This window comes from Corynebacterium faecale, assembly GCF_030408735.1.
GTDB lineage: Bacteria > Actinomycetota > Actinomycetes > Mycobacteriales > Mycobacteriaceae > Corynebacterium > Corynebacterium faecale.
In genome coordinates, this window is the sequence record NZ_CP047204.1 from 1,059,886 (window position 1) to 1,084,965 (window position 25,080).

23 protein-coding genes and 5 pseudogenes are annotated in these 25,080 nt (G+C 57.7%); 16 read left to right on the forward strand and 12 right to left on the reverse strand.

Annotation, left to right across the window (positions count from 1 at the left end):
- Positions 1-48: 48 nt before the first annotated feature.
- The gene (locus CFAEC_RS04970; protein WP_290279808.1) at positions 49-981 is read right to left on the reverse strand and encodes a DapH/DapD/GlmU-related protein; all 933 of its coding nucleotides are present in this window, start codon (positions 979-981) and stop codon (positions 49-51) included.
- Positions 982-1,197: 216 nt separating this feature from the next.
- Between CFAEC_RS04970 and dapE the strand changes: the two genes are divergently transcribed.
- The 8 genes from dapE (at position 1,198) to CFAEC_RS05010 (ending at position 6,970) form a co-directional block, all read left to right on the forward strand.
- Positions 1,198-2,289, forward strand: coding sequence for a succinyl-diaminopimelate desuccinylase (gene dapE / locus CFAEC_RS04975; RefSeq protein ID WP_290279809.1), 1,092 nt, complete (start codon positions 1,198-1,200; stop codon positions 2,287-2,289).
- A 68-nt stretch (positions 2,290-2,357) separates the two neighbouring features.
- Positions 2,358-3,140: an LOG family protein gene (locus CFAEC_RS04980; protein ID WP_290279372.1), complete on the forward strand. Its 783-nt coding sequence runs from the start codon at positions 2,358-2,360 to the stop codon at positions 3,138-3,140.
- A 19-nt stretch (positions 3,141-3,159) separates the two neighbouring features.
- Positions 3,160-4,017 (forward strand): dihydropteroate synthase, encoded by an 858-nt coding sequence (gene folP / locus CFAEC_RS04985; protein ID WP_290279373.1) that lies wholly within the window; start codon positions 3,160-3,162, stop codon positions 4,015-4,017.
- Positions 4,014-4,754 (forward strand): glucosyl-3-phosphoglycerate synthase, encoded by a 741-nt coding sequence (locus tag CFAEC_RS04990; RefSeq protein WP_290279374.1) that lies wholly within the window; start codon positions 4,014-4,016, stop codon positions 4,752-4,754. The genes folP and CFAEC_RS04990 overlap by 4 nt, the downstream gene beginning before the upstream one ends.
- Complete coding sequence (locus CFAEC_RS04995; protein ID WP_290279375.1) at positions 4,748-5,071, forward strand: DivIVA domain-containing protein; 324 nt, start codon at positions 4,748-4,750, stop codon at positions 5,069-5,071. The genes CFAEC_RS04990 and CFAEC_RS04995 overlap by 7 nt, the downstream gene beginning before the upstream one ends.
- A gap of 55 nt (positions 5,072-5,126) precedes the next feature.
- On the forward strand, positions 5,127-5,294 hold the full coding sequence (locus tag CFAEC_RS05000) for a DUF3117 domain-containing protein (RefSeq protein WP_290279376.1): 168 nt from the start codon (positions 5,127-5,129) through the stop codon (positions 5,292-5,294).
- Positions 5,295-5,366: 72 nt separating this feature from the next.
- Positions 5,367-6,236, forward strand: a complete 870-nt coding sequence (locus CFAEC_RS05005) for a methyltransferase domain-containing protein (protein ID WP_290279377.1) — start codon at positions 5,367-5,369, stop codon at positions 6,234-6,236.
- Between the two features lie 173 nt (positions 6,237-6,409).
- On the forward strand, positions 6,410-6,970 hold the full coding sequence (locus CFAEC_RS05010) for a DUF4352 domain-containing protein (RefSeq protein ID WP_290279378.1): 561 nt from the start codon (positions 6,410-6,412) through the stop codon (positions 6,968-6,970).
- 93 nt (positions 6,971-7,063) lie between these two features.
- On the opposite strand, the gene CFAEC_RS05015 is transcribed toward CFAEC_RS05010, so the two are convergent.
- Positions 7,064-8,572, reverse strand: coding sequence for a GH32 C-terminal domain-containing protein (locus tag CFAEC_RS05015; protein WP_290279380.1), 1,509 nt, complete (start codon positions 8,570-8,572; stop codon positions 7,064-7,066).
- Positions 8,573-8,775: 203 nt separating this feature from the next.
- Positions 8,776-9,948, reverse strand: a complete 1,173-nt coding sequence (glgA, locus tag CFAEC_RS05020) for a glycogen synthase (protein WP_290279381.1) — start codon at positions 9,946-9,948, stop codon at positions 8,776-8,778.
- Between the two features lie 146 nt (positions 9,949-10,094).
- On the opposite strand from glgA, the gene glgC reads away from it, so the two are divergent.
- On the forward strand, positions 10,095-11,324 hold the full coding sequence (gene glgC, locus CFAEC_RS05025; protein WP_290279384.1) for a glucose-1-phosphate adenylyltransferase: 1,230 nt from the start codon (positions 10,095-10,097) through the stop codon (positions 11,322-11,324).
- A gap of 73 nt (positions 11,325-11,397) precedes the next feature.
- Here the strand turns inward: glgC and CFAEC_RS05030 are convergent, their stop codons facing one another.
- Positions 11,398-12,042, reverse strand: coding sequence for an O-methyltransferase (locus CFAEC_RS05030; RefSeq protein WP_290279385.1), 645 nt, complete (start codon positions 12,040-12,042; stop codon positions 11,398-11,400).
- Between the two features lie 167 nt (positions 12,043-12,209).
- Between CFAEC_RS05030 and sigE the strand changes: the two genes are divergently transcribed.
- The 3 genes from sigE to tatB all read left to right on the forward strand — a co-directional run bounded on the left by sigE (position 12,210) and on the right by tatB (position 14,025).
- The gene (gene sigE, locus CFAEC_RS05035) at positions 12,210-12,851 is read left to right on the forward strand and encodes an RNA polymerase sigma factor SigE (protein WP_290279388.1); all 642 of its coding nucleotides are present in this window, start codon (positions 12,210-12,212) and stop codon (positions 12,849-12,851) included.
- Positions 12,852-13,001: 150 nt separating this feature from the next.
- Positions 13,002-13,523, forward strand: a complete 522-nt coding sequence (locus tag CFAEC_RS05040; protein WP_290279389.1) for an anti-sigma factor family protein — start codon at positions 13,002-13,004, stop codon at positions 13,521-13,523.
- A 34-nt stretch (positions 13,524-13,557) separates the two neighbouring features.
- Positions 13,558-14,025, forward strand: a complete 468-nt coding sequence (tatB, locus tag CFAEC_RS05045; RefSeq protein WP_290279391.1) for a Sec-independent protein translocase subunit TatB — start codon at positions 13,558-13,560, stop codon at positions 14,023-14,025.
- 51 nt (positions 14,026-14,076) lie between these two features.
- Here tatB and CFAEC_RS05050 read toward each other — a convergent pair whose 3' ends face one another.
- Genes CFAEC_RS05050 through CFAEC_RS05065 form a run of 4 tightly spaced genes read right to left on the reverse strand, consistent with a single transcriptional unit; the run spans position 14,077 to position 17,847 of the window.
- Complete coding sequence (locus CFAEC_RS05050) at positions 14,077-15,201, reverse strand: Mrp/NBP35 family ATP-binding protein (RefSeq protein ID WP_290279392.1); 1,125 nt, start codon at positions 15,199-15,201, stop codon at positions 14,077-14,079.
- A 35-nt stretch (positions 15,202-15,236) separates the two neighbouring features.
- Positions 15,237-15,995: a DUF6308 family protein gene (locus CFAEC_RS05055; RefSeq protein ID WP_290279394.1), complete on the reverse strand. Its 759-nt coding sequence runs from the start codon at positions 15,993-15,995 to the stop codon at positions 15,237-15,239.
- Positions 15,996-16,004: 9 nt separating this feature from the next.
- Complete coding sequence (locus CFAEC_RS05060; protein WP_290279396.1) at positions 16,005-16,559, reverse strand: DUF1003 domain-containing protein; 555 nt, start codon at positions 16,557-16,559, stop codon at positions 16,005-16,007.
- On the reverse strand, positions 16,552-17,847 hold the full coding sequence (locus CFAEC_RS05065) for a magnesium transporter MgtE N-terminal domain-containing protein (RefSeq protein ID WP_290279398.1): 1,296 nt from the start codon (positions 17,845-17,847) through the stop codon (positions 16,552-16,554). Before CFAEC_RS05065 ends, CFAEC_RS05060 begins: the two co-directional genes overlap by 8 nt.
- Before the next feature lie 119 nt (positions 17,848-17,966).
- Between CFAEC_RS05065 and CFAEC_RS05070 the strand changes: the two genes are divergently transcribed.
- On the forward strand, positions 17,967-18,467 hold the full coding sequence (locus CFAEC_RS05070) for a general stress protein (protein ID WP_435384260.1): 501 nt from the start codon (positions 17,967-17,969) through the stop codon (positions 18,465-18,467).
- 175 nt (positions 18,468-18,642) lie between these two features.
- On the opposite strand, the pseudogene CFAEC_RS14320 reads toward CFAEC_RS05070, so the two are convergent.
- Positions 18,643-18,771 (reverse strand): annotated as a pseudogene (locus tag CFAEC_RS14320) (IS110 family transposase); the annotation flags it as partial.
- 43 nt (positions 18,772-18,814) lie between these two features.
- Positions 18,815-20,011 (reverse strand): annotated as a pseudogene (locus tag CFAEC_RS05075) (IS3 family transposase).
- 397 nt (positions 20,012-20,408) lie between these two features.
- Between CFAEC_RS05075 and CFAEC_RS05080 the strand changes: the two are divergent.
- Entirely contained in the window at positions 20,409-21,422 is a 1,014-nt protein-coding gene (locus tag CFAEC_RS05080; protein ID WP_290279400.1) for a serine O-acetyltransferase, read from the forward strand.
- Positions 21,423-21,808: 386 nt separating this feature from the next.
- On the opposite strand, the pseudogene CFAEC_RS05085 reads toward CFAEC_RS05080, so the two are convergent.
- Positions 21,809-22,015: pseudogene (locus tag CFAEC_RS05085) on the reverse strand (transposase); the annotation flags it as partial.
- 122 nt (positions 22,016-22,137) lie between these two features.
- Here CFAEC_RS05085 and CFAEC_RS05090 point away from each other — a divergent pair.
- Together CFAEC_RS05090 and CFAEC_RS05095 are read left to right on the forward strand one after the other, a co-directional pair.
- Positions 22,138-23,392 (forward strand): annotated as a pseudogene (locus CFAEC_RS05090) (IS256 family transposase).
- 116 nt (positions 23,393-23,508) lie between these two features.
- Positions 23,509-24,147, forward strand: a pseudogene (locus tag CFAEC_RS05095) (transposase); the annotation flags it as partial.
- Positions 24,148-24,327: 180 nt separating this feature from the next.
- Here CFAEC_RS05095 and CFAEC_RS05100 read toward each other — a convergent pair.
- Positions 24,328-25,080, reverse strand: a complete 753-nt coding sequence (locus CFAEC_RS05100; RefSeq protein ID WP_290279402.1) for a DUF6270 domain-containing protein — start codon at positions 25,078-25,080, stop codon at positions 24,328-24,330.

Here is a 25,080-nt window from a genome sequence, read left to right on the forward strand (position 1 = left end):
ACCGCGGTGGCGGTTTTAACGAAAAGGGGGGCCGGTCCACACCACCGCCTAGCTGTGTTTGCCCGAACCGGACTTGGAGCGGGGTGGGATGCGGCGGGCGACCGGTTCATGGAAGCCCTTCTCCCGTTTGATGGACCAGTTGGACTGTCCCTCGATCTCCTTGACGGTGCGTTCTTCACCCTCATCCGCGAACCAGATCGGGGTGTCGCAGTCGAGGACGATGTTGTTGCCGATGTGGCAGTTGTCGCCGAGGGAGACACCGATGATTCCGGAGCTCACGCCGAACTTGCAGTCCTCACCAATGCCCAGGTAGAGGCGGCGGCCTTCAGAGTCACGCGGGGACATCACCGTGGCGGACAGGCCGATTTCAGAGCGGGCGCCGATCACCGTGCCAGATGACAGACGTCCCTCCACCTTTGCGGCACCCAGGGTTCCTGAGTTGAAGGACACAAATCCCTCGCGCAGCACGGAGGTACCCGGTGCCAGGTAGGCACCCAGACGGACACGTTCAGCTTCAGAGATGCGCACACCGTAGGGCACCACATAGTCGACCATGCGTGGCAACCGGTCCACGCAGTAGACGTGGATCAGACCGCGGGAGCGCAGGGCCGCACGGACCCATTCGAAGTTCTCCGGTAGGCAGGGGCCCTTGTTGGTCCAGACCACATTGGACAGGCGGTCGAGGGTTTCGGACATGTGGAGTTCATGCGGACGCACCAGGCGGTGGGAGAGCAGGTGCAGACGCAGGTATACATCGTGTGCGTCTTTCGGGGGTGCGTCTAAATCCTCGATGATGGTGCGCACCGCGACCTGCTCCACCAGGCGGTCCTCATCCAGTTTGACCAGCTGGAGCATTCTGGGGGTGAGGTCACGGGCTCCGAGGCGGACGGAGCCGGTTTCCAGGGGATAGGACTCGGTCCAGTTGTCAGGGTCGATGAGCGTTGGGTCCGGGTACCAGGTATCCAGGACCGTGCCGTCCATGGCGATGTTTGCGATGCCTAGTCCGACCGCGCCCTTACGATTACCGGCATCCGTGTAGCCGGCATTGGCAGAGGTTTTTAGAGAGGTGTTCAGGGCTGCATTCATTGCTGCTCACACTTTCCACACTTTTGATCATTCATTGGTTTGTACCCGTAGGGTTTGTACTCTGAGGGGGTGGAACAAAATCCAACTCCGCCCCCCGTCCTCGACCTTCTCATGGATCCCATTCTCCTCACGGAGAAGCTGGTGGACCTGCCCAGTCCTTCGGGCCGCGAGAAGCTGATTGCTGATGTTATCCAGCAAAGCCTCCTAGACATAAATCTACCCGGTGTGGAGGTGCTGCGCTTCAACAACAATGTTCTTGCCCGCACCCATCGTGGCCTGCCCAGGCGGGTGATTCTGGCGGGTCATGTGGACACCGTTCCGATCGCCGATAACGTTCCAGGCCACCGGGGGGCAAACGCGAAGGGCGAGGACACTCTCTTCGGCTGCGGGTCTGTGGATATGAAGTCCGGCCTGGCTGTGTATCTGCACACCTTCGCCCGACTCATCCATGACAACGCACCCCTGACCCGGGACCTCACCTTCATCGCCTACGAGGGGGAGGAGGTCTCCGAGGATCGCAACGGTCTGGGCCACATCGAAAAGGAACACCCGAACTGGTTGGAGGGGGATCTGGCGCTGCTGGGGGAACCCACCGGTGCGTGGATAGAAGCCGGGTGCCAGGGCAATCTGCGTCTGCGGGTCACGGCCCATGGAACGCGTGCCCACAGTGCGCGTGGCTGGATGGGCGACAATGCCATCCATAAGCTCACCCCCATCATGTCGCGGGTTGCAGAATACGGGATCCACGATGTGGAGATCGATGGCCTGACCTACCGCGAGGGACTCAACGTGGTCTGGGCGCAAGCCGGTGTGGCCAACAACGTCATTCCTGATGAAGCCTGGATCAACATAAATTTCCGGTTCGCCCCGAACCGCTCCACTAAGGACGCGGCCGCCCATGTGGTCCGGGCCCTGGGACTGGACAGCACACCGGGTATCACCTGGACGCTTGACGACGCCGCCGGTGGCGCCCTCCCGGGCCTGGGCCTGGAGGTCACCGCCGGCCTGGTAGAGGCCGTCGGGCGGGAGAAGATCCGCGCCAAATACGGATGGACCGATGTCGCACGCTTCTCCGCCCTCGGAGTGCCGGCCCTCAATTTCGGCGCGGGTGATCCCTCGTTTGCCCACAGGCGTGATGAACAGTGTCCAGTCGGCCAGATCACCGAGGTGGCCGACATCCTCTACACCTATCTGCGTTCCTAACCGGGCAAAGGTGCACGCGCGCGGTTATCGTGGAAGATCCATCACTTTAGCGATCAGGAGGGCACATCATGGCTCCACACAAAACCCCCGATGATGAGAAGAACCGCATGCTCATCGGCCCGGTTCTCCGCAGGAGGCAGGAGACCCAGCCGGAGGGCAGCACCTTCGATCAGCGTCTTCTGGAGATGCGTGCCGATCATGATTGGAAGCACGCCGACCCCTGGCGGGTCCTGCGCATCCAGGGTGAATTCGTGGCGGGTTTCGATGCCCTCCATGAGATGCCCAAGGCCGTCACCGTCTTCGGTTCCGCCCGCATCAAAAAAGATCACCCCTACTACACCCAGGGTGTGGAACTCGGTGAGAAACTCGTGGAGGCGGAATACGCCGTGGTCACCGGCGGTGGCCCCGGCCTGATGGAAGCCCCCAACAAGGGTGCCTGCGAAGCAGGGGGACTCAGCGTGGGACTCGGCATCGAACTGCCCCATGAACAGCGGCTCAACCCCTATGTGGATCTGGGCCTGAATTTCCGGTATTTCTTCGCCCGCAAGACCATGTTCCTCAAGTACTCCCAGGCGTTTGTGTGTCTGCCGGGTGGTTTCGGCACCCTGGATGAGCTCTTCGAGGTGCTCTGCATGGTGCAGACCGGAAAGGTGACCAACTTCCCGATCGTGCTCATCGGCACCAAATTCTGGGCTGGCCTGGCTGATTGGATCCGCGACCGCCTCGTGGAGGAGGGCATGATCGCTTCTGATGACATCGACCGTGTCCTCATCACCGATGATGTGGATGAGGCTGTGAAGTTCATCGTGGATGCCCACGCGGGGCTGGACGTGGCCCGCCGACACAACTAGGTATGGCTACATTAGTCATATGAGTTTCCCCTCCGCCTATGCCACCGGTGACCTTCCGGTGATCATGGCCATCATCAACCGCACCCCGGATTCCTTCTATGACAAGGGAGCCACCTTCGAGGACACCAAGGCACTGGAACGCGTGGCCACCGTCATTGAACAGGGCGCAGGCATTATCGATATCGGTGGGGTGAAGGCAGGGCCGGGGGAATTCGTCTCCGCAGCGGAGGAGATCGACCGCGTGGTTCCCACCATCGCAGCGGTGCATGCCAGATTCCCAGATGTGGCCATCTCCGTGGATACCTGGCGCGCCGATGTGGCTGATGAGGCCATCCGGGCCGGTGCCACCCTGGTCAATGACACCTGGGCAGGCCACGACCCGGAGTTGCTCGAAGTCGCCGGCCACCACCGCGTGGGTTATGTGTGCTCCCACACCGGGGGAGTGGTCCCACGAACCAGACCCCACCGGGTCCACTTTGATGATGTTGTCGCCGATGTCATCCGCGAAACCACTCTGCTTGCGGAAAAAGCGGTGCGTGCAGGTGTACCGGAGGACAGGATCTTCATCGACCCCACCCATGATTTTGGCAAGAACACCTTCCACGGTCTGGAACTGCTGCGCCGCATCGATGAGATCGTGGCCACCGGCTGGCCCGTGCTCATGGCCCTGAGCAACAAGGACTTCATCGGGGAGACCGTCAACCGCCCCGTGGATCAGCGGGTGCCCGGAACACTCGCCGCCACCGCGTGGGCCGCTGCCCGGGGGTGTGCCGCCTTCCGCGTCCACGAGGTGGCCGATACCTTCGATGTGCTTCAGATGACCGCCGCCATCAAGGGTGATACCGCGCCGTTGAACACCATGAGGGGGTTGGTGTGACGTCGATAAGCGTCGTTATACCCGCGCTGAACGAGGCGCCGACGGTGGCCGCGGTGGTGGCCGCCGTGCTGGCTGATTCACCGGATGAGGTGATCGTGATTGATGCGGATTCCACCGACTCCACTGCCGAGAATGCGCGCCGGGCAGGGGCGACCGTGTTCAACTGGCGTGAGATCCTGCCCGCGGTGCCCACGCAACCGGGGAAGGGGGAGTCCCTGTGGCGCGGCGTGGAGGCGGCGACCGGGGACATCGTGGTGTTTGTGGATGCCGACCTCACCTCCATGCGACCCGGCATGATCCGCACCCTCGTCGAGCCTTTTTCCAACCCGGGCATCCACATGGTGCGCGCGGACTACGTGCGCACCTTCGGTGATAAACCCACCGGTGGCGGCCGCGTCACCGAGCTCACCGCCAAACCCCTGCTGCGTCTGCTGTTCCCCGACCTGGCGCATATCCGCCAGCCGCTCGGCGGCGAATACGCCATCCGACGTTCCACGGCGCGCGGTCTGCCTTTTGTGGCCGGTTACGGGGTGGAGGCCGGCCTGCTTATCGACGTAGCCACCACCCACGGAGTGGACTCCATCGCGCAGGTGGATCTGGGACAACGATGCCACCACCATCAGCCGCTCAGCGCACTCGGTGACATGGCGGATGTTGTGGCCGCGACCATCCTGCAGAGAAGTGGTCAGGACGTGCAGATTCTCCAACGCGATCCGTTAGACTCGTTGGCATGTTGACCTGGATCGTGATGATCGTTGTGCTCGCGGCACTCGTCGTGCTGTTCTCCTGGCTGTTCGCCAAGCTGTTCGGCCGGGGCGAGGAAGCCATGCCGCTGCCGGATAATGATGATGTGATCGAGCATAACCGCCGCGTGGTGGGAAATGGTGAGATCAATGACATTATGTTTGACACTGTCCTGCGTGGTTACCGTCAGGATCAGGTGGACGACGTGGTCGCACACCTGAAATGGCAGGTAGATTCCTTAACCGCCCGCCTGGAGAAGATGGATGAGCAGGACTTTTCCGACCAAGAATCCAGAAAACGGGTAAAATAGGTACTTAGCCGCATATCGTGCGGACTTTTTATCTGTGTTAGGAGCTGGAATCAACATGGCAGCAATGAAGCCACGGACCGGTAGCGGACCAATGGAAGCGGTCGAGGAAAGCCGCAAGATTGTGATGAGGATTCCCTCTGACGGTGGCGGACGCCTGGTTGTGGAACTGAACAAGGAAGAGGCAGCCGAACTCGGCGCCCTGCTCCTCGAAGCAGCCCAGTAACTCCTCCCGGGTGATCACAGGGGTAGTATTGACCCGACGTGGTCAACACCCATTTCAAGGAGTAATGCGACAGTGCTTTCACACATCATTGATGTTCTGGCGGATCCGATCGACGGCACCCCGCTGCAGGGCGCAGATGATTTCACCCGATTGGTTTCTGAGTCCGGGCATTCCTACGATGTCGCCCGCCAGGGCTATGTGACCCTCGCCGGGGGAGCGGGTCTCCGTTACTCCGGCGATGATGCTGACATGATCGGCGCCCGTGAAACTTTCCTCACCGGAGGACACTTCGCGCCCTTCGTCGAATCCATCGCCGATGCCGTCCACGATGTGCTGGACGCCGGCGGGGTGTCCGATGACGCCAAACCCGTGATCTGCGAGATCGGCGCAGGTACGGGTTATTATCTTTCCCACACGCTGGATGCCGTCGCCGGTGCCCGCGGCATCGGCATTGATGTCTCCGTGCACGCCGCCAAGCACCTGGCCAAATGCCATCCGCGCCTCGGCGCTGTCGTGGCTGATGCCTGGGCGCGTCTGCCCATCCAATCGGAATCCGTGGACGCGATCACAGTGATCTTCGCCCCGCGTAATGCAGCGGAGTTTGCGCGCATCCTCAAGTCCAAGGGCCAGGTCATCGTGCTCACCGCCGACACCGGACACCTCGCTGAACTGCGTGAACCCCTCGGCATCATCGATGTGGAGGACGGCAAGGTTGACCGCATGATCGAACAGGCCGCCGGTCATCTCCAGCCCGTCGGCGAAAGCCAGCTCGTGGAGTTCCCGATGATGCTGGATCAGAAGTCCATCGCCTCCCAGATCGGCATGAGCCCGTCTGCCCGCCACATCAAGCCCGATGCCCTGGCAGCCCGCATCGAGGCACTGCCAGAGCAGATGGAGGTCACCGCACGCGCGAGGATCACCCGCCTGGAGCGCATTGCTTAAATTCTCCTTTTATCCAGAAACCCACTGTTCAAATTTTTGAACAGTGGGTTTTTTGTGTTCAAGGGTGCCCCCTTTGAGACAGTCAGTGTCAGGAAGGTCAGCAGGTCGGCTAAGCTTGAAATTAGCCGACTTAAGGCTGATTGTTTCCTGTCTCTAGATTAAAGGGGTTCTGTATGTCAAGGAAGTTTCTCACGGTAGCCATGGCTACGGCTCTGGTTGCTGGTTCATTCACTCCAGCAGTTGCACACGCATTCTCCTCAGGAAGCTCGGCCAGTAGTGCCATCATGGAAGACCCGAACGCGCCGGGTACTCGCAATAACCCACACACACTGGGCACTACAGTTCGTGATGGCGGCTGGGAAGTTACCATCAATGAGGTGGATCTTTCAGCCGATCACCGTGTACTAGAAGCAAATATGTTTAACAGTCCCGCTCCTGAAGGACACGTCTACGTTCTTGTGAATGCAACCCTGAAATACGTAGGAAAGAGTTCTGAGGGGGACTCAACATTCTGGTCGACCATTAATTTTGTGACTCATGATGGAGTTACGGTCACGGAATCAGACCACCATGCAGTTGCACCTGATGCTCTTAATTCTCTCACCACCCTCTATACAGGGGGCAAGGTCACTGGAAACGTTGTATTTGCGGTTCCTAAAGAAAATCTGACCCAGGGCACCATTGTGGTACAGCCTGATCTCTGGTCTAAGAAGTTCTTCTATAAGGTTTCCTAAGCAAGATTAGTAGTAGGGGGTGTATCTCCTCAACGCTGGTGTAAAAAAGAAGCTGGACACCCAAACAGTGTGTCCAGCTTCTTTTATGTCTGTCTAGCGGACTGGACCCTCATGAGGGTGCTCATCAGCATCGAACTGAGTCAGCTCATCCAGATCAGGCAGTCCGACGGTGGAGAAATCATCGGGGTAGTGGGCTTGAGAATTAACAATGGTGGCATCGCCTGAGGTGGTGACCTCAAAGTTGTAGATCGGCCCGTTTTCAAAATAGACACGGCTTGCCATGGACACATCGCCACCGTCGGCAAAGACCTCCACGGTGGAACCATCCACCACGATGAACAGTGAATCAGTGTCCTCAGCAGACAGGGGAGCCAGGGCTACCGCCTCACCCTCGTAGTAGGGGTTCATGGAACGATCGATCACCAACTCATGATGGCGGTGGTGGATGATCGCCGCGGTGTTGCGCTTCTGGTCACGCAGTTCAATGGACACCGAGCTGCCGGCGGGGATCTCACACAGGCCGGTCCAACCAGCTGCCGCATCAGACTCATAGATGGCTTCCAAGAGGCCCGCAGGTGGGGTCTGGAAGAGCGTGCCATCCTGGAGGGTCACCACACGTGGCACAGAAATGGTGTTGGCCCAGCCCTCCTCCTTCCAGCTCTTGTGCCGGGTCGGGTCATCCAGACGACCGATGCCGTTCATCAGACCGAAGATATGGGCCTGGGCATAGCGCTCCTCCACCTTCTGGGTGCCCTCGGTGTAGTTGGTGTTGCGGGGACGGGAGAAGTCATGACCGTGGTCGATCCGGGTGAAGGGGGTGACCACATCAAACTCAGTGTTATTGAGCTGTCCGACCACATAACCGGAGATATCCACACCATCACGTTCAATGGTGACGATGAGAACATCATAGATCTCATGATCGACCTCATCGCGTAGACGGATCAGGCGGGGACTGACCAGAACGGCATCATCGGACAGGCCGGTGAGGCCCTTGAAGCTCAGGGGACCACTGACCGCCCAGTCGCGACCATCAGCTGAACTTAAGATCACCAGGGTCGGCTTATCGGAGGGGCCACTGACCGCCAGCATCAACCAGCCTTCGTGGCCATCCTCACGGTTGTCCTCATCCTCCCAGTCCGGGATGACACAGGGGGAGCGGAAGTTGGTGTACTGCTCAGTATCACTGACCACCTTGCCGATGCGGATCACACCGGCATCCAGATCGAGGGCATTTTCTGAGACAGTTTCAGTGGTGGGGGCAAGATCCTCGATGCGGGCCACGTGAATGGTGGAACCAGCTTCAGTCACAGAGGTGTAGTAGAGATCCACCCCGCCCTTGTTCGCCACCACGGAACCGGCACGGAGTTGGGTTTCCCCACCCTTGGGGGCCAACACATCATCACAGATATCCCAGACAAATGGTGCCTGCTCTGAAAACTGGTGCGCCCAGCGCGGTCCGGCATCAGGTTCGGGACGGTACTGGTGGAAGACATGCCAGGTGTCACCGTCGAGAAGCACCCCTGCCGGAGCGAACAGGAGACCGTCTTCAGCGGTCAGGTGCAGTTCGGGACGGTGGTGGGAGTGGGGAGTTTCAGCCATGTGTCAGTCCTAGCTCTTCACGTTGCTTTGAGATTCTTGTGGATCACCGATAGAGATCAGTATCTGTTGATCGAGAGTAGTGATAACAGGGATTGTTGTGGAGAAAGTACAGCTCAGAGTGGGTAAAGAGGGCAGAAAAGAGCCGGGGTGCCGTCACTTGCTTGAATGAGGGCACCCCGGCGTCAGTGGCCAGAAATGAAAATTTACAGCAGGGACTTGTACACATCAATGGTCTGCTGGGCGATGGTGGCCCAGGAGAAATCATTGATGGCACGCTCCCGACCGGCCAGACCGAACTTCCGGGCGGCCTCACGGTCAGCCACCATCTTGTTCACGGCCTCGGCGATATCGCGTTCGAAGGTCTCAACATCATTATCGTCATAGTGGACCAGGGCACCGGTGGTGCCATCCACCACAACCTCCGGGATACCTCCCACATCAGAGGCCACCACAGCGGTGTTACACGCCATGGCCTCAAGATTGACGATGCCCAATGGTTCATAGATCGAGGGACAGACAAAGGTATCCGCTGCCGTGAGGATCTCCTGGATCTTGTCCTGGCCCAGCATGTCCTGCACCCAGAAGATGCCCTCACGCCTGGCCTGGAGGTCCTCCACCAGGGCCTTGGTACGCGCCGCGATCTCCGGGGTGTCCGGGGCGCCGGCACACAGCACCAGCTGCACACCCTCATCGAAGTGGGCTGCGGCCTTGACCAAGTGCTCCACACCCTTCTGACGGGTGATACGGCCGACGAAGGCCACGATGGGACGCTGAGGGTCAACACCAAGCCTGCGCAGGACTGAGTCTTCCGCATCATCGAAGGTGGGGCGTGGCTGCCAGAGTTCGGTGTCAATTCCATTCAGCACGATCCGGACATTGTCCGGCTCGATGCGGGGGTAGGCCGCGAGGATGGAATCCTTCATGCGTGCAGAGACGGCGATGACGGCATCGGCGTTTTCCATGGCGTTTTGCTCAGACCAGGAGGAAACATCATATCCGCCACCGAGCTGCTCACGCTTCCACGGACGGTCCGGTTCGAGCGAATGGGCGGTGGCCACATGGGGGACACCGTGCAGACGGGCGGCGAGGTGCCCACCCAGTCCCGCGTACCAGGTGTGGGAGTGGGCAACATCCACATTGTTGGCGGCTTCCGCCATGCGCAGGCCTGTGGACAGGGTTTTAATGGCCGCATTGGCATTGTCCAGGGCGGGATCCACTCCGTGGACATAAACACCCTCAGCATCGCGGGGTGCGCCCATGCAGTGGACATCCACCTCGGTGATCTCACGCATGAAACGGGTCAGTTCAGTTACATGTACGCCTGCTCCGCCGTACACCTCTGGTGGATATTCTCTTGTCATCATTCCGACTCTCATGCATTTGAGACTAGCCCGCCGTGTACACCGCTGCAGCGCTTTGAAACACCCAGGTGGATTCCCGGGTTGCCCCCGCTTAAGCCCCCACGAATACCCCATTGGATGGAGATTCCCTCGGTTCCAAGCAGAAACTACTTTTTGGACTTATGGTTGTTGTTGTGAAGGGTAGACCAAATGTTTTAGCAATCGTTCTCGCTGGTGGCGAGGGTAAGCGTCTGTTTCCACTGACCGAGGATCGTGCCAAACCGGCCGTCCCCTTCGGTGGAACTTACCGTCTTATTGACTTCGTACTTTCAAACCTGGTGAACGCCGGGTACCTGAAGATACATGTACTCACGCAGTACAAGTCACATTCCCTCGATAGGCATATCTCGGTATCCTGGAATGTTTCTGGCCCGACCGGCCAGTACATTGCCTCGGTTCCTGCCCAGCAGCGTCTGGGTAAGCGCTGGTTTACAGGTTCCGCGGATGCCATCCTCCAGTCACTCAACCTCATCTCTGATGAGAAACCTGATTATGTCATCGTCTTCGGTGCCGATCACGTGTACCGCATGGATCCAAGTCAGATGGTGGAGGAGCATATCGCCTCCGGTAAGTCTGTCTCCGTCGCCGGTATCCGCGTGCCACGCCACGAAGCCACCGCATTCGGCTGCATCCAGTCCGATGAGGACGGCAACATCACGGAATTCCTGGAGAAGCCGGCGGATCCCCCCGGCACCCCGGATGACCCTGATGCCACGTTCGCATCCATGGGTAACTACGTGTTCACCACCGCGGCACTGGTGCAGGCTCTGAAGGATGACTCGGAGAATGAGGATTCCGAACACGACATGGGCGGAGACATCATCCCCTATTTCGTTGAACGTTCCGACGCTCACGTTTATGACTTCTCCGCCAACCACATCCCCGGTGCCACCGAGCGCGACAAGGGTTATTGGCGTGATGTGGGTACCATCGACGCGTTCTACGAGTGCCACATGGACCTGATCTCGGTGCACCCGATTTTCAACCTCTACAACAAGGAGTGGCCGATCCACACCACTGTTGAGGGCAACCTGCCACCCGCCAAGTTCATTCAGGGCGGTATCGCGCAGTCATCCATGGTTGCGCCGGGTTCCATCATCTCTGCCGGCACCGTGCGCAACTCGGTATTGTCCTCCGATGTCATCGTCGAGGAGGGGGCCACCGTGGAAGGTGCCGTTCTCATGCCTGGCGTACGCATCGGCAAGGGTGCTGTGGTTCGCCACGCGATCCTGGACAAGAACGTTGTGGTCCGCCCAGGTGAGCTCATCGGTGTCGATCGTGAGCGCGATTCCCAGCGCTTCAAGATCAGCGCCGGCGGTGTGGTCACAGTAGGTAAGAACCAGATCGTTTAACCGCATTATCCATACAGCGCGCCCCACGGTTATCCGAGGGGCGCGCTCTTTAGTGCTTATCGACGCCCCGGTATCAGGCTTTCTTGGTGACCAGTGTCAGGCCGGCACCCAGGGGGAGGCGGGCCACGTGCACTCCGTCGAGGGATCGTACGTACTCATCCGCTTCGCGCGCCGCCACGGTTTCACGGTCTTTGCGGGTGTCATCCGACACGGTGCCATCGAGGAGGGCATCAGCGAGGAGAAGGACCCCGCCCGGGCGGAGGAGCGGCCACGCGGCATCGATGAACGCGCGCAGATCCATGGGGGAGACCTGGCCGAACACCAGCTGATAACTTTCAGAAGCCAAACGACCCATCACGTCCAGGGGACGGGAGGGCAGGAAACGAACCCGGGAAGGGGAGTAACCGGCGTCGCGGAAAATGGATTTAGCGTGGCGCTGGTGCTCAGTCTCAGGATCGATGCATGTGAGAGTGGTGCCCCGGGCGAGACCGCGGAGGATATAGAGACCGACGAGCCCGGCGGCCGGGGTGATCGCGATGGCCCCGGTGGAACCCTCACCGTTGGTGGTGGCGGCCAGGGTGGTGATCAACTGGCCAGTCACCTCATCGGGGACGGGGAGTCCGAACTCGGCGGCATCCTCTCGAGCGGTGGCCAGGGCGGGGTCGATGTCCGTGGTGGATTCGACATAGTTACTAAGGAACTCGAAGGCGTTACTCACGCAGTACAGTCTAGGCACAGGGTGGTTGCAGCGGGGGTACCACACGCGCAATGCTGCACCCTAATAAACGTGCCGGAGATAACAATTAGAAAACCATTTATGGATTACCAGTGGATATACAGGTAACCGTCTAGATTTCTTAAGTTCACTCGGGCAGAATTGCATTTATGACAATCAAGCCCCGAGACCCTGCATCTGCTGCCACCGATCCCGCCCCAGTGGAACACACTGAGGAACTGACCGGTACCGCTGCATTTGATGCGGGTCAGGCAGAAATGCCGACCTGGGGCGAGCTCGTTGCGGAACATGCGGACAGTGTTTACCGTCTGGCTTTCCGTCTTTCCGGTAACCAGCATGACGCTGAGGATCTCACTCAGGAAACGTTCATGCGTGTGTTCCGCTCATTGAAGAACTACCAGCCGGGAACCTTCGAGGGGTGGCTTCACCGCATCACCACCAACCTCTTCCTGGACATGGTGCGCCACCGCGGCAAGATCCGCATGGAGGCCCTCCCGGAGGATTATGAGCGTGTTCCCGGAACGGACATGACGCCAGAGCAGGCCTACACGGTGGCCAACCTTGATCCGGCGCTCCAGGAGGCACTGGATGTGCTCAGTCCGGATTTCCGTGTCGCAGTCATCCTCTGTGATGTTGTCGGGCTCAGTTATGACGAGATCGCTGAAACCCTCGGTGTGAAGATGGGAACCGTTCGTTCCCGCATCCACCGTGGTCGTGGGCAGCTCCGGGCAAGTCTCGAGGCCGCCGCGCAGGTCAACGAGGAGACCGCTCTCCTGGTGCCGACCACCTAGCTCGATCGTGGGGTGACGTGAAGTTTTCAGCCTTGGGAACTCATTCATAACCACAGGCGTTGAACTAATTAGGTAGCGTGGAACGCAAAGGCATGTATTAACGCGTCCATCCATAGTCCGTCGTCGATGAGCAACAGGAGGTTTTCGGAAATGATATTCAATTCCGATTCCACTGGGGACCTCAGCTCCAAGGTCCGCGAATCCAGCACCAACTCGCAGGACACACCGAAGAAGACTCGAAGGCCAAAGAGCAGATTGACCCGCCCACAGCTGGATGCCGTCACCTCGAAGCTGGTGGAGAAATCCCAGGAAGTACAGAACAAAACCCGGCAGTTTGCCTCAGTTGATCACCTGTCCTCTGATGCTGCGGCGATGTTTGTGGATAATGAACTGAGCAAGGGTGCCATGCATCGTGCGCGTCTGCATCTGGTGCACTGCGCTGAATGCAGGGATGAGATTAACAATCAGCGCCACACGGTGGATTTTGTGCGCTCTGAGTGCAAGAGCGATAATGTCACGGCACCGACAGACCTCAAGGCGAAACTGATGAGCCTGGCCAATGAATGCTCCCCGGGACCGGGCGCCGAGGACGTGGCAATTCAACGACCTGAGTCCTTTGTGGCTAAAGTTGAATCCGTGGTGCGCGCCGTCCGTCGCACCCAGGGGCGTTAAACCCCGCCCCTTTGACTAGCTAAGGTCTGGATGCATGTTTTCTAATGTCGGTTGGGGAGAGATCCTCCTGCTCTTCATCGTGGGCCTCATCATCATCGGCCCCGAACGGTTGCCCCGTCTGATTGAAGATGTAAAAGCGGCCATCTTCGCTGCCCGCAAGGCCATCAATGATGCCAAGGAGAACCTGGACACCGATTTCGGTGAGGAATTCGACGAGATCCGCAAACCCATCTCCCAGATCGCACAGCTGCGCTCCATGACGCCGAAGGCGGCCATCACCAAAGCCCTGTTTGAGGGCGATGAGAAATTCCTGGATTCTTTCGATCCGAAGAAGATCATGTCAGAGGACACCGCAGGTGAGGCACACCGTGAACAGGTGGCCCGTACCGGTGAAGAGCCGGAACGCTCCCCGGTTGTTGAACGCCCTGAGTCCCCGCAGCAGGACGACAAGAATGGCAAGCCACCGGCGGGAAGCGGATACTCCTGGACGGATCTGATCTGAGTCGATCAGCCGTCATGGAAAAAGCCAGCACTTTTCAGTGCTGGCTTTAATCTATTTGACTCCCAGTCCCAGGGTCTTGCCCACGATGGACACCTTGCGTCTGGACAGCTTGTCAGCGATCTCATTGATGGCTGCGGCCGTGGGGGAGGCCGGCTCAGCGATGGCGATGGGATTGCCCACATCGCCGCCCATCCGCAGGGATGGATCCAGCGGCACGGAACCTAAAACCGCGACATCCTCACCGGTGATGAGACTGAGGCGCTTGGCCACCTTCTCCCCGCCGCCGGCACCGAAGACATCCATGGTGGTGCCATCGGGAAGAACCATGGCGGACATGTTCTCGATCACGCCGGCGACCTTCTGATTGGTCTGCTGTGAAATGGATCCGGCACGTTCAGCAACTTCTGCTGCGGCGGCCTGCGGAGTGGTCACGATGAGCAGCTCAGCGTTGGGGATGAGCTGTGCCACGGAGATGGCGATATCTCCGGTTCCCGGTGGCAGATCCAGCAGGAGGATATCCAGATCGCCCCAGAAGACATCGGTGAGGAACTGCTGGATGGCGCGGTGCAGCATGGGTCCACGCCACACCACCGGTGCATTGCCCTCGACGAAGTGAGCGATGGAGATCATCTTCACGCCGTGCGCCTGGGGCGGCATGATCATGTCATCGACCTGGTGTGGGCGGGCATCGGAACCGAGCATGCCGGGTACGGAATGGCCGTAGATATCGGCGTCGAGAATACCCACCGACAGCCCCTTCGCCGACAGTGCGGCAGCCAGGTTCACGGTCATGGAGGACTTGCCCACACCGCCCTTGCCGGAGGCCACGGCGTACACACGGGTGGTGGAACCGGGCTGGGCGAAGGGGATCACTGGTTCAGCAGCGGTGCCGCGGAGGCTGACGCGGAGCTCACGGCGCTGCTCATCGCTCATCACATCGGTGGTCACCTGCACGGCACCCACGCCCTCAACATCCTTGACGGCGGCCTCCGTGTTGGAGACGATGGTGGTCTTCATCGGGCAAGCCGCAATGGTGAGGTAGATTTCCACCTGCACATCGGAGCCATCGATGGCCACAGACTTGACCATTCCGAGCTCCGTGATGGGCTTACCGATCTCTGGATCCTCTACGCGGGATAGCGCGCTGCGGACAGCGGATTCGGTTACTTGAGACATCACCTGAACATAGTAGTACCGACCGCGGTGAAGACCTAAGCCTGATCGTTTGCGGCCATCCACACCAGGATGTCGAAGACCCGGATGGTGCTGAGGTCGGCGATTTTCTGGGTATCAGAACCCTTGGCAGCTTCAGCACGGATGCTCTTGAGGTGTCGTGCAAGGGCCTTGTCCTCAGCGCGGAGGACAGTGTGGAAATTCTCATAGAAGCCCATACTGTCTGTATTAAGCTGCTGTTCCACAGCGGAATCGATGATGGGGAAGAGCTTGGGTCGTTTCCGTGCGATGAGTTTACTTACCCGCGCAGGGCCGAAGCCCTTCCTCCGGAGCGCCACCCAGAGCTGATTTCCGGACTCAATATGTCTGTCTGCCTTTTTGGAGCTGAGACCCACATCAGTGGGAATTGATGCGAGGAGCTCATTGATCTGCTCAAGATCATAGGGGAGTTGATGGGCAGTGAATTTCCTGGTCACCACCTGCTTGAGATCCACCGGTTTGCCGGTGTGGGATGGAAGGAGGAACTGCACCGCCTGGGCGGCCGGGACAGGGGCATCCAGAAGCGACAGGGAAAGCAGATCCTCAGCGGTGATTTGATTCTTCACCTTCTTCTTATCGCCGCCACCGCCGAAGTGCTCGAATAAGGAACCGGTGAACTTGGGAAGGCCGGACTTAGTGGTGCTGAAGTACTGCCTCAGGTGGTCCGCGGCACGGTCGGTGTGCTCAACGGTGAGGATGGCAGGGAGAGTCCAACCGACGCTGTTGAATGCAGGTGCCCAGGGGATATCGGCAGTCATTGCTCCAATCTAGTCCACCACATCGCCCTGGGTGGGGGCGTTGAAATCCTGCGGATCCATGATCCGTGAGGCCACAGCATCATCAAGCTTGGCCTCCACACGTTCCAGAAGGTTGCGCAGATCCTCCAGCTCATGACGGAGATAGTCACGGGTGACCATATCGCCCACAGCCAGGCGGACACCGGCCAGCTCACGGGCGAGGAACTCCGTATCGGCCTTGGTCTCCTCCGCACGGCGTCGGTCCGCGAGGATGGTGACCATGTCACGGTCCTCCTGCTGGTTCTGGGCCAGCAGGATCAGCGGGGCCGCGTAGGCGGCCTGGGTGGAGAACGCCAGGTTCAGCAGGATGAAGGGATAGGGATCCCAGTTCCATGCGAAGCCACCGATGTTGAGCAGAATCCAGATGATGACAAAGATCGTCTGCCAGAACAGGTACTGCCCGGTGCCGAAGAACCTGGCCACCTTCTCGGCATAGACACCGATGGTGTCATCGTTGAGATTCAACCGTTTCCGGCCTGATCCCACCAGTGGGGTGTCCAGGTCTGAGCGGGAATAATCAGCCAACGGTCTCCTCCTTCATTCCGGGACGGATACCGGCATCGCGCCAGTCCTCGGGCAACATGTGGTCAAGCAGGTCATCCACGGCCACGGCACCGAGGAGGTGCCCGTTTTCATCCAGCACCGGTCCGCACACCAGATTGTAGGTGGCGAAGAAACGGGCCGCGGTCTCCTGGGAATCATTGGCATACAGCGGTGGCAGATCGGGATCCAGGATGCCACCGACCAGGCTGGAGGGGGGTTCCCGCAGCAGCTTCTGCAGGTGGACACACCCGAGGTACTTGCCGGTCGGGGTGGCGGTGGGGGGACGGACCACGAAGATCAGCGAGGCCAGGGAGGTGGGCAGGTCAGGGTTGCGGGCCATAGCAAGGGCTTCTGCCACGGTGGTGGAGGGGTCCATGATCAGCGGCTCCGGGGTCATCAGCGCACCCACGGTGTCAGGGTTGAAGCTCATGAGCCGGCGCACGGGGGCGGATTCCTCCGGGTCCATCAGCTCCAGCAGGACGTCGGCCTTGTCATCGGGTAATTCCCCCAGGAGGTCGGCGGCGTCATCGGGATCCATCTCCTCGAGCACATCCGCGGCACGTTCAATATCGAGGGTCTCGATCAGCTCCGCCTGGCGGTCCTCACTCAACTCTTGGAGGATGTCGGCGAGTCTTTCGTCGTCAAGCTCACCGGTGACCTCGTCGCGCTGCTGTTTAGGCAAGCCGTACAACTGCGTGGCCACGTCTGCCGGACGCATGTCCTCAAAGCCGGCGATCAGCTCGGCGGTCTGGTTGGTCTCGCCCGCACCGCCTGCCGTGATGCCGTGCACATGGCTCCACGGCGCGATATACAACCTGGGGCGGCGGCCGAACTTCGGGCGCTCACCGATCAGCGCGACCTTGGAGATGATCCAATCGCGTGTGCGTGTCTGCTCCAGCTCGATATCAGCGATCTCAACCGCACGACCATGGAGCTGACCAAGCTCAGGATCATCCGTGTGCACCTTCGCGCCGATGACATCACCCATCACCTGCAACTCACCGGTGCGCACCTTGAAAGACCGCAGGGACACCGAACCCGAGATCAGATTGATGTCCTTCGGCTCAATCGCAGCGATCCGCAACATCGGCAGGAAAATACGTCTCTTATTATTGATCAGCTCAACCACCAACCCGAGCGCACGGGAATCATGGCCTTCAGGGCGGATCGTGACCACGACATCACGCACACGCCCGATCACATCGGTATCAGGACCACGCACAACCATCCCCGACAGGCGGCCAGCGTAGACACGGGTATTTCCACTCATGAAAAACAGCTTAACGCTTATCGACGGGGAACCTTTGCACACGCTGAGCCGTTTTATTGACAGATGTTTTATTAGAAGTTTAGAAAATAGCTTGATTGTGAATTAAGGGTGATGGATAAATGACGATGCAGCCAGCTCAATCCGGGGGACGGGGCAAAACCGAACCAGGCCTGAAGAAACGCCCCGAAGGATGGCCCGTGGGCAGCTTCAACACCTACGACGAAGCCCAACGCGCCGTGGACATGCTCTCCGACAATGAATTCCCCGTCGCAGAACTGACCATCGTGGGCGTGGACCTCATGGAAGTGGAAAAAGTCACCGGCCGACTCACCTGGGGCCGGGTGCTTGCCGGCGGCGCCGCCTCCGGTGCCTGGCTGGGCCTGTTCTTCGGCCTGGTCATGGGACTGGTCTCCGACTTCTGGTTCTCATCCCTGCTCACCGGCCTGGTCATGGGCGTGGTCTTTGGAACAGTGCTGGCCGCCGTGCCCTACTGGGCCTCCCGCGGCAAACGCGACTTCACCTCCGCCACCCAGATCGTGGCCGGCCGCTACGACATCCTCTGCACCCCCGACCGCGCCCGTGAGGCAAGAGACATGATCGCCAGGGATGGGGTGGGGTAGCGGGGTGTCCCTAAGTTTTTGTCAAGAGGTAGGCCCTGTACTCAGGAAGCCGCTTCGGGGGTAGTTGTTGATCTTGATGTTGGGCGTGGGTGATCGGCTGGTCGACCGGGACGTTGTTGACCAGCTGATCGTGCTGACAGGGAATTAAGCAGCCGCCCTGGCAGGAACCTCCTAAGAAGAATTCAGCTCGGGTCAGCATCGCGTAGATAACATTGCACCGCCGCCTAGCCAGACACATGATCGCAGCATTATGGCGCTTGCCCTCAGCCCGTTTTCGTTCGTAGTAGGTCTTCGACGGCTCGTGGAACCGGGGCCCGACCCCCGGATGGTGGACACGGAGGATTTAATCAGGAAGCAGATTTCAGGATAACAGAACCGCGCTCCTCAAACACCGCTGGCGCGAGATATTTACACCAGGAATGTCTGCGAACGGTGTTATAGCGGGTACACCAGCGGAAAACATCCCGGCGGCAGAGCAAGTGGTTGGAAAAGGTTTGGAATCTTGGAGGACTTCCCTCTTGAGTGCGGCGTTGAACGACTCCGCTAACGCGTTGTCCGCACTGGTGCCAATTGATCCCATTGACTGCCTAATTCTAAGCTCTTTGCAGGTGCCTTGGAATGCGTGAGAGGTGTAAACGCTGCCGTGATCAGAGTGGAAAATCGCACCTTTAAGGCTTCCACGCTGGCCTTTAGCCATTTTTAGCGCCTCCTGCACCAGGGAGGTACGCATGTGGTCCGCGTTCGCGAAGCCGGCCAGTCTTGCTAAGAATAGCAGTCAATGACCGTTGCCAGGTACATATTGGACCGATCCTGAATCGGCAGGTAGGTGATGTCCCCGACGTAGAGCTTGTTTGGTTTATCGGCAGTGAATTTCCGGCCGACAAGGTCAGGAAACACTGGTTTCTTCTGATCTGAGACGGTCGTGGTGACCTTGCGTTTCTTTGTATATCCGAACAGCTTGAGTTCGCGCATGACTCGGGCAACCCGCTTGTGATTCACCGGTTCGTCCCTCACCTGGTCATTGAGTTCAGCAGTGATACGTTTCGCACCATAGCAACCGCGCTCAGTAGCGAACACGGTCTTGACTCTGGCACCGAGGATGGAGTCGTTGAGCAGGCGTTTCTTCCTGTTTGAGGCGCTACTTTTCCATTTGTAAATGAGGTCGATCTGTTGAGTTTCAGCACTTCACATAACCGCTTAACCGAGTGGTTCTTCTGGGCGTCATCAACGAATTGGAAGCGGATCTAAAGTCTCGTCTCTTGCCGGGAAAATATTTAGCGGCTTTTCGCAGGATGTCACGCTCTTCGCGGAGGAGCGCATTTTCCTTCTCGAGTTGGCGGATCCGCTGAAGCTTCTGACAGAACTGTGGCTGTGTTAGCGCCGTGCGGAGTTGAGTTGGCCCCATACTTGGTGATCCAGTTTTTCAGGGTCATTCGATTGATTCCAAGATCATTGGCGATCTTCTGGATCGAGGCACCATCAGAGTTTTCGTACAAGGCGACAGCGTCGCGTTTGAACTCCTCGGTGTAGGTCTTGATCGGCATGGTGGCAGATTACCTTTCTTCCCCAAACTGCTGGGATATTAGGTGTCTACCAAACGGGGGTCAGGTCCGTTGATGATTCCGTTGCCGGTGGTGGCGATGACCCAATCAAGGAAGTTTATCAATTCCTACAAGATCAAAGGTGTGTATCTTGCAGAGCCATCAACGACGTGGACGAAACGTCATGCCCAGTTCTGGGAAACTCTCGACAACATCGATTGACCGTCAGGCCCGGGATTGAGGTTGAGGTCCTTGATCCCATTCCCAGCAGGCCCCATGCCCTTGGTACTGATGTGCACAAGGTGCTGATACTTTACAAGGTAAAAATCTAGTAGCAGAGGAGTGAAACTCAGGTGAGCGTGTGCAAGCTACTTACTAAGAAACCACCTATAATACTCCTATGATTCAAATCGAACTGAAACTCGAGAACATTTATCAGTTAAATGTATCTGTAGCCACGGATGCCTCAAAGGTTGCTTTTCACCTCTATTCAGGCAAAGAAAAGCTTAAGGCGACAGACTATTCAAATTCTACAAATCATATCTTCTCCTTGGAAAAGCCAGGAAATTACCGAGTTCGAGTTCTCACTCAAAAAACAGGTACGAAAAAGGTCGGTATGTCGGATTTCATACGATTTGATGGATTCCCAAGTTTGCAGGAGAAGCGGGACGGTCGACCAATTGTAGTGCACGGCCTATCAAAGGATAGTATTTCTGCTGCGAAAATTTTTGAGCTAAAGAGTACCGTGGCGGGAATCATTGACCCAACCGGAACACATGTAGGTTCTTCAGTTTTCGGATTCCCGATCATTGCTTCCCCTCCTAAGGATTCGATAGTCGCCAGTTTGGAAAAGTACTTGATACCAGCTGGGGACCACGCTGTTCAAACCTTTCGGCTAGAACTAGGGGCTGATGATCTCTTGTCACGTCATTTGAATAAGATTCGAGCGATGAGTATTTATCGATTAGCTCACGGTCTCTATCTAGAGGGAATGGAAAAACAAGCTCATTTTCTAGAGATGTTTGTGCTTTCTAAATTTAACTCTAGAATTCCTTACCAAGCAGTAATTGGAGAAGGGACAGAGTTGGGTGTAGGCGGGATTGGAGTGGCAATCCATCCTAGGGCTGTGATCGGTCGCGGTTGCACGATTGGACAGAACTCCACCATCGGAGGGCGATCCAGACACCAGATGAACTTTGAAGTTGGGGACAACGTCTATATTGGCCCCGGAGCGAAATGTGTGGGAGGAAAAATCGGAAGTAATGTTGTCGTGGGCGCCAACGCGGTAGTTACCAAAGAAGTTCCGGATAATGTCGTAGTGGCTGGCGTTCCAGCCAAGATAATCAGCCGGAACGTCGAAGATTACCGAGGATATACTCACCGGTCTAGGGACCGAAACCGCCCGTCGCTTTAAAACATGACAGCATGGAATATGTTATGCACGATGTCGTGAAAGAACACGTTCCGTTTAGGAGTTGACGCGTTCGGCTATTTAGTACCGGTTTTCTGCGTAGTGGGTGTAAAGTATCAGCACCTTGTGCACATCAGTACCAAGGGCATGGGGCCTTGTCAAGCCCCGGGTTTTGTAGAGGGTCATTTACTTAAATATCAAGCCGCTTGAGCCAGGCGTTTCGTCCAGTCCTGGTGTGCCTCCCGTGGCGATCGGTAACCTGCGCCCGTATGGTGATTTGAGACAGGGTCTAGTAGTACTTCGTTAGGTAGGTGCGCGCCCGCAATACGGGCAGCACCCCAACAACTCGATGACCATCGATTGAAGTTCGGCGAGGACAGCATAGAAACTCACCCCGCCACCTGGGCTTTTGGGTCGGTGGCGGCCAACCGTTGCTGGGTGACAAACAAATGCGCGGCCGTGACCAACGTGGTGTGGTGATGCCAGCCCAACCAGTGCCGACCCTCGAAATGATCCAGGCCCAACCCGTGTTTGAGTTCACGATAGTCATGCTCGATCCGCCACCGAATCTTGCCTAAGCGCACCAACTCCTCAAGGTCGTGTCCATTAGCGTGGTGTATCTGTAACTGCCGGTAGGCGACCCCCATGGAAAAGATGGGCGACCACCGCAGGTACCTTTCGAATCAACTCTTACCTATCCTCGAAAGGACAGCCCACGATGGCCGCTGGCCCCTATTCTATCGACCCCACCACCTATCTCGACGAATTACTCGCTCAAGCATCCCCCGATTTGATGCGCGAGATGCTTCAAGGCTTCATCAACCAGATCCTCTCGACCCAGGCCGACCAGGTCTGCGGCGGGCGATTACGCTACCGTCAGCGATGCCCGCACCAATGTCCGCAACGGCTATCGTCACCGGGATTTCGACACCCGGGTTGGCACCGTCGACGTCGCAGTCCCGAAACTACGCACCGGCTCCTTCTTCCCGGACTGGCTACTCGAACGGCGTACCCGAGCGGAACGGGCCCTGACCACCGTGATCGCCACGTGTTATTTGAAGGGCGTGTCCACCAGAAGAATGAACGACCTAGTCGCAAGCTTGGGGATCAACAACTTGTCGAAGTCCCAGGTGTCTGACATGGCCAAAGACCTCGATGTCATGGTCGAAGAATTCCGCACCAGACCCTTAGATACCGGACCCTACCTCTACGTTTCCTGCGACGCACTCACCATGAAGGTAAGGGAAGGCGGACGCGTAGTGAAGACCTCTGTCCTGCTGGCCACCGGTGTTAACGCCGAAGGGTATCGGGAGTTACTTGGCATGCAGGTCGCCACATCCGAGTCCGTCGCATCGTGGACAGGGTTCTTTCGCGACCTCAAAGCCCGAGGGCTCACCGAGGTCTACCTGGTGACCAGTGATGCTCACCTGGGGATCCAGCACGCGATTGGGGAGGTGTTACCGAATGCCTCCTGGCAACGGTGCCGCACGCACTTTTCCAAGAACCTGTACGGGATGGTATCGAAAACGCAATGGCCGACCTTGTCGGCGATGTTCCATACGATTTTCCAGCAGCCAGATGCTGAATCGGTATGGGCTCAGGCGAGGGATGTGGTGGAGTTTTGCCAGGAGAAGTTCCCGCATGTCGCCGATTACCTGAATGAAGCCCTTGACGAATTGCTCGCGTTTACCCAGTGCCCAAAATCGGTGTGGACGAAGGTCTGGTCAAACAACCCCACCGAACGACTCAATCGTGAGATCCGCCGGCGCACCGATGTCGTGGGGATCTTCCCGAACCGGGACGCTGTTGTTCGCTTGGTTGGTGCGGTCTTGGCGGAACAGCATGATGATTGGATTCAGCAGAAGCGGTACATGTCGCTGACGAGCCTGGAGCAGACCAAGGCGATGATGACTGCGAACATCATCGATGCGGACGACATTACTTCTGAGATCACACGGAGGGATGCCGCATGAACCAGCATCAGTTTCTAGCTCGTGATGGTCCCTGAGGTCGTTACGCTGCTTGTTTTATCGAAAGGGCAGATACACCACTCACGCGGACTTGACCACCAAACGCCGACGCGCGTCACATCGCGTTGAAGACATTGGCCACCACCTACCGGGATTTGCACAAGCAGGGCAAAAAGCTGGAAGAACACATCAGCATCCTGGTTGAGGCAATCAATCCACATGTGACCTCGATATTTGGCAGTGGTGCCGTGGTGGCGGCTGATCTGATCGTCAGTGTTGGGGAAAACCCAGGCCGGATTCACTCCGAGGCGGCTTTGGCTCATCTGTGTGGGGTCGCACCGATTCCGGCTAGTTCGGGGAGGACTCATCGGCATCGTCTCAACCGGGGTGGGGATCGGCGGGCGAATTCTGCGCTGCATCGGATTGCGTTGGTGCGGATGCATTATGACCAGCGCATCAGGGACTATGTAGCCAAGCGTACGAAGGAAGGACTATCGAAAAGGGAGATCTTACGGTGTCTGAAACGTGCCATTGTCAGGGAAGTCTACCGGGTGGTCTGCCTGGGCCAACCTGTTATTCCAACGGGCCAAGTAGGGGTCGATGAGCTCAAAGCCCGACGAGTCGAGAGGCAGCTGTCGCAGGCTAAGGTTGCGGAAACACTCGGGTGTGCCCCGGCGAGGATCAGTGATATCGAAACCGGCAAGCGTCCTTTGCCAGAGTTGAGGTTGGCTTATGAGGAACTTCTCAAATCAGCTTGACACAACATAAGAGCATCACCCTCGATCGGAAAGAGCACGACTGGTAAATGTTACTTCCCTGATGCTTTACTCCACCTAACCAGATTCTGCACCCGAGAAGAATAAAGAAAACACCGCTAGTTTTTCTTATATCGTGAAGATATTAGAGTACCAGTTACCGAAAGTTACCTCTTTCGGTCCCTACAGCTCCTTGGACTGTTTGGTTCCTACCACGAACTCGTCAATGTGGTCAGCCCACCAAAAATACAGGTCGTCTACAAAATGGTAAAGTGCGGGACCCCACCGATGAGAATCTGAAGAAAGCACTAATTCAGATGGAGGTGATGGCGTAACTGCGAATCCTAAACTGTTAAGAAGTTCATAATAAGGCGCTTGAATATCCTCCCACTCACTAGCTTTCCGTCCTTTCGAGAGGGGAACCTCTTTCCCCAAAGTGGTGTGTGTGGCGAAAGGGGTTTTTAGAACCAAGGTACTTTCAATTATGCCTAGCTTACTAAGTTGGCGTTGTAGTTTTCTGGCTCCGATCTCGAACAAGCGAAAGTGCCTCGGTGTGCCCATCTCAATTCTTGTACCGTGGCGAATTGTGTTAAGGTAACCAGACTTTTTCAACTCGCTGCTGTGGGTAAGGTAGGTGGTGCCTTCGATAGGAACAACACCCCAGTGCTCAGTTGCGATATCGATGATGATGGCATCGGAATCAGGAGCCCATCGTCGTACAGCACTACCTAAATTAGAACTGATATCACCCATAACAGATCGTTTATCGAAATTATGATCTAGTCCAGGAAGATCCTCGGGCATTGGTAGCGGCGGAGCGAATGAAGACGCAAAAGTTTGTCTCGCGACATACTGACTAACTCGGAAACGATTCTGGGTCACCCTCACAATATCTCTAGAAACGCATGAGCCATAAATGAAAAGATTGGTGGGCAT

Excerpts from the sequence above, each read along its gene's own strand:
- CFAEC_RS04970 (WP_290279808.1), bottom strand. The coding sequence starts at position 981 with ATGGACGGCACGGTCCTGGATACCTGGTACCCGGACCCAACGCTCATC.
- dapE (WP_290279809.1), top strand. The coding sequence starts at position 1,198 with ATGGATCCCATTCTCCTCACGGAGAAGCTGGTGGACCTGCCCAGTCCT.
- CFAEC_RS04980 (WP_290279372.1), top strand. The coding sequence starts at position 2,358 with ATGGCTCCACACAAAACCCCCGATGATGAGAAGAACCGCATGCTCATC.
- folP (WP_290279373.1), top strand. The coding sequence starts at position 3,160 with ATGAGTTTCCCCTCCGCCTATGCCACCGGTGACCTTCCGGTGATCATG.
- CFAEC_RS04995 (WP_290279375.1), top strand. The coding sequence starts at position 4,748 with ATGTTGACCTGGATCGTGATGATCGTTGTGCTCGCGGCACTCGTCGTG.
- CFAEC_RS05000 (WP_290279376.1), top strand. The coding sequence starts at position 5,127 with ATGGCAGCAATGAAGCCACGGACCGGTAGCGGACCAATGGAAGCGGTC.
- CFAEC_RS05010 (WP_290279378.1), top strand. The coding sequence starts at position 6,410 with ATGTCAAGGAAGTTTCTCACGGTAGCCATGGCTACGGCTCTGGTTGCT.
- CFAEC_RS05015 (WP_290279380.1), bottom strand. The coding sequence starts at position 8,572 with ATGGCTGAAACTCCCCACTCCCACCACCGTCCCGAACTGCACCTGACC.
- glgA (WP_290279381.1), bottom strand. The coding sequence starts at position 9,948 with ATGAGAGTCGGAATGATGACAAGAGAATATCCACCAGAGGTGTACGGC.
- glgC (WP_290279384.1), top strand. The coding sequence starts at position 10,095 with ATGGTTGTTGTTGTGAAGGGTAGACCAAATGTTTTAGCAATCGTTCTC.
- sigE (WP_290279388.1), top strand. The coding sequence starts at position 12,210 with ATGACAATCAAGCCCCGAGACCCTGCATCTGCTGCCACCGATCCCGCC.
- CFAEC_RS05040 (WP_290279389.1), top strand. The coding sequence starts at position 13,002 with ATGATATTCAATTCCGATTCCACTGGGGACCTCAGCTCCAAGGTCCGC.
- tatB (WP_290279391.1), top strand. The coding sequence starts at position 13,558 with ATGTTTTCTAATGTCGGTTGGGGAGAGATCCTCCTGCTCTTCATCGTG.
- CFAEC_RS05050 (WP_290279392.1), bottom strand. The coding sequence starts at position 15,201 with ATGTCTCAAGTAACCGAATCCGCTGTCCGCAGCGCGCTATCCCGCGTA.
- CFAEC_RS05055 (WP_290279394.1), bottom strand. The coding sequence starts at position 15,995 with ATGACTGCCGATATCCCCTGGGCACCTGCATTCAACAGCGTCGGTTGG.
- CFAEC_RS05065 (WP_290279398.1), bottom strand. The coding sequence starts at position 17,847 with ATGAGTGGAAATACCCGTGTCTACGCTGGCCGCCTGTCGGGGATGGTT.
- CFAEC_RS05070 (WP_435384260.1), top strand. The coding sequence starts at position 17,967 with ATGACGATGCAGCCAGCTCAATCCGGGGGACGGGGCAAAACCGAACCA.
- CFAEC_RS05080 (WP_290279400.1), top strand. The coding sequence starts at position 20,409 with ATGATTCAAATCGAACTGAAACTCGAGAACATTTATCAGTTAAATGTA.
- CFAEC_RS05100 (WP_290279402.1), bottom strand. The coding sequence starts at position 25,080 with ATGCCCACCAATCTTTTCATTTATGGCTCATGCGTTTCTAGAGATATT.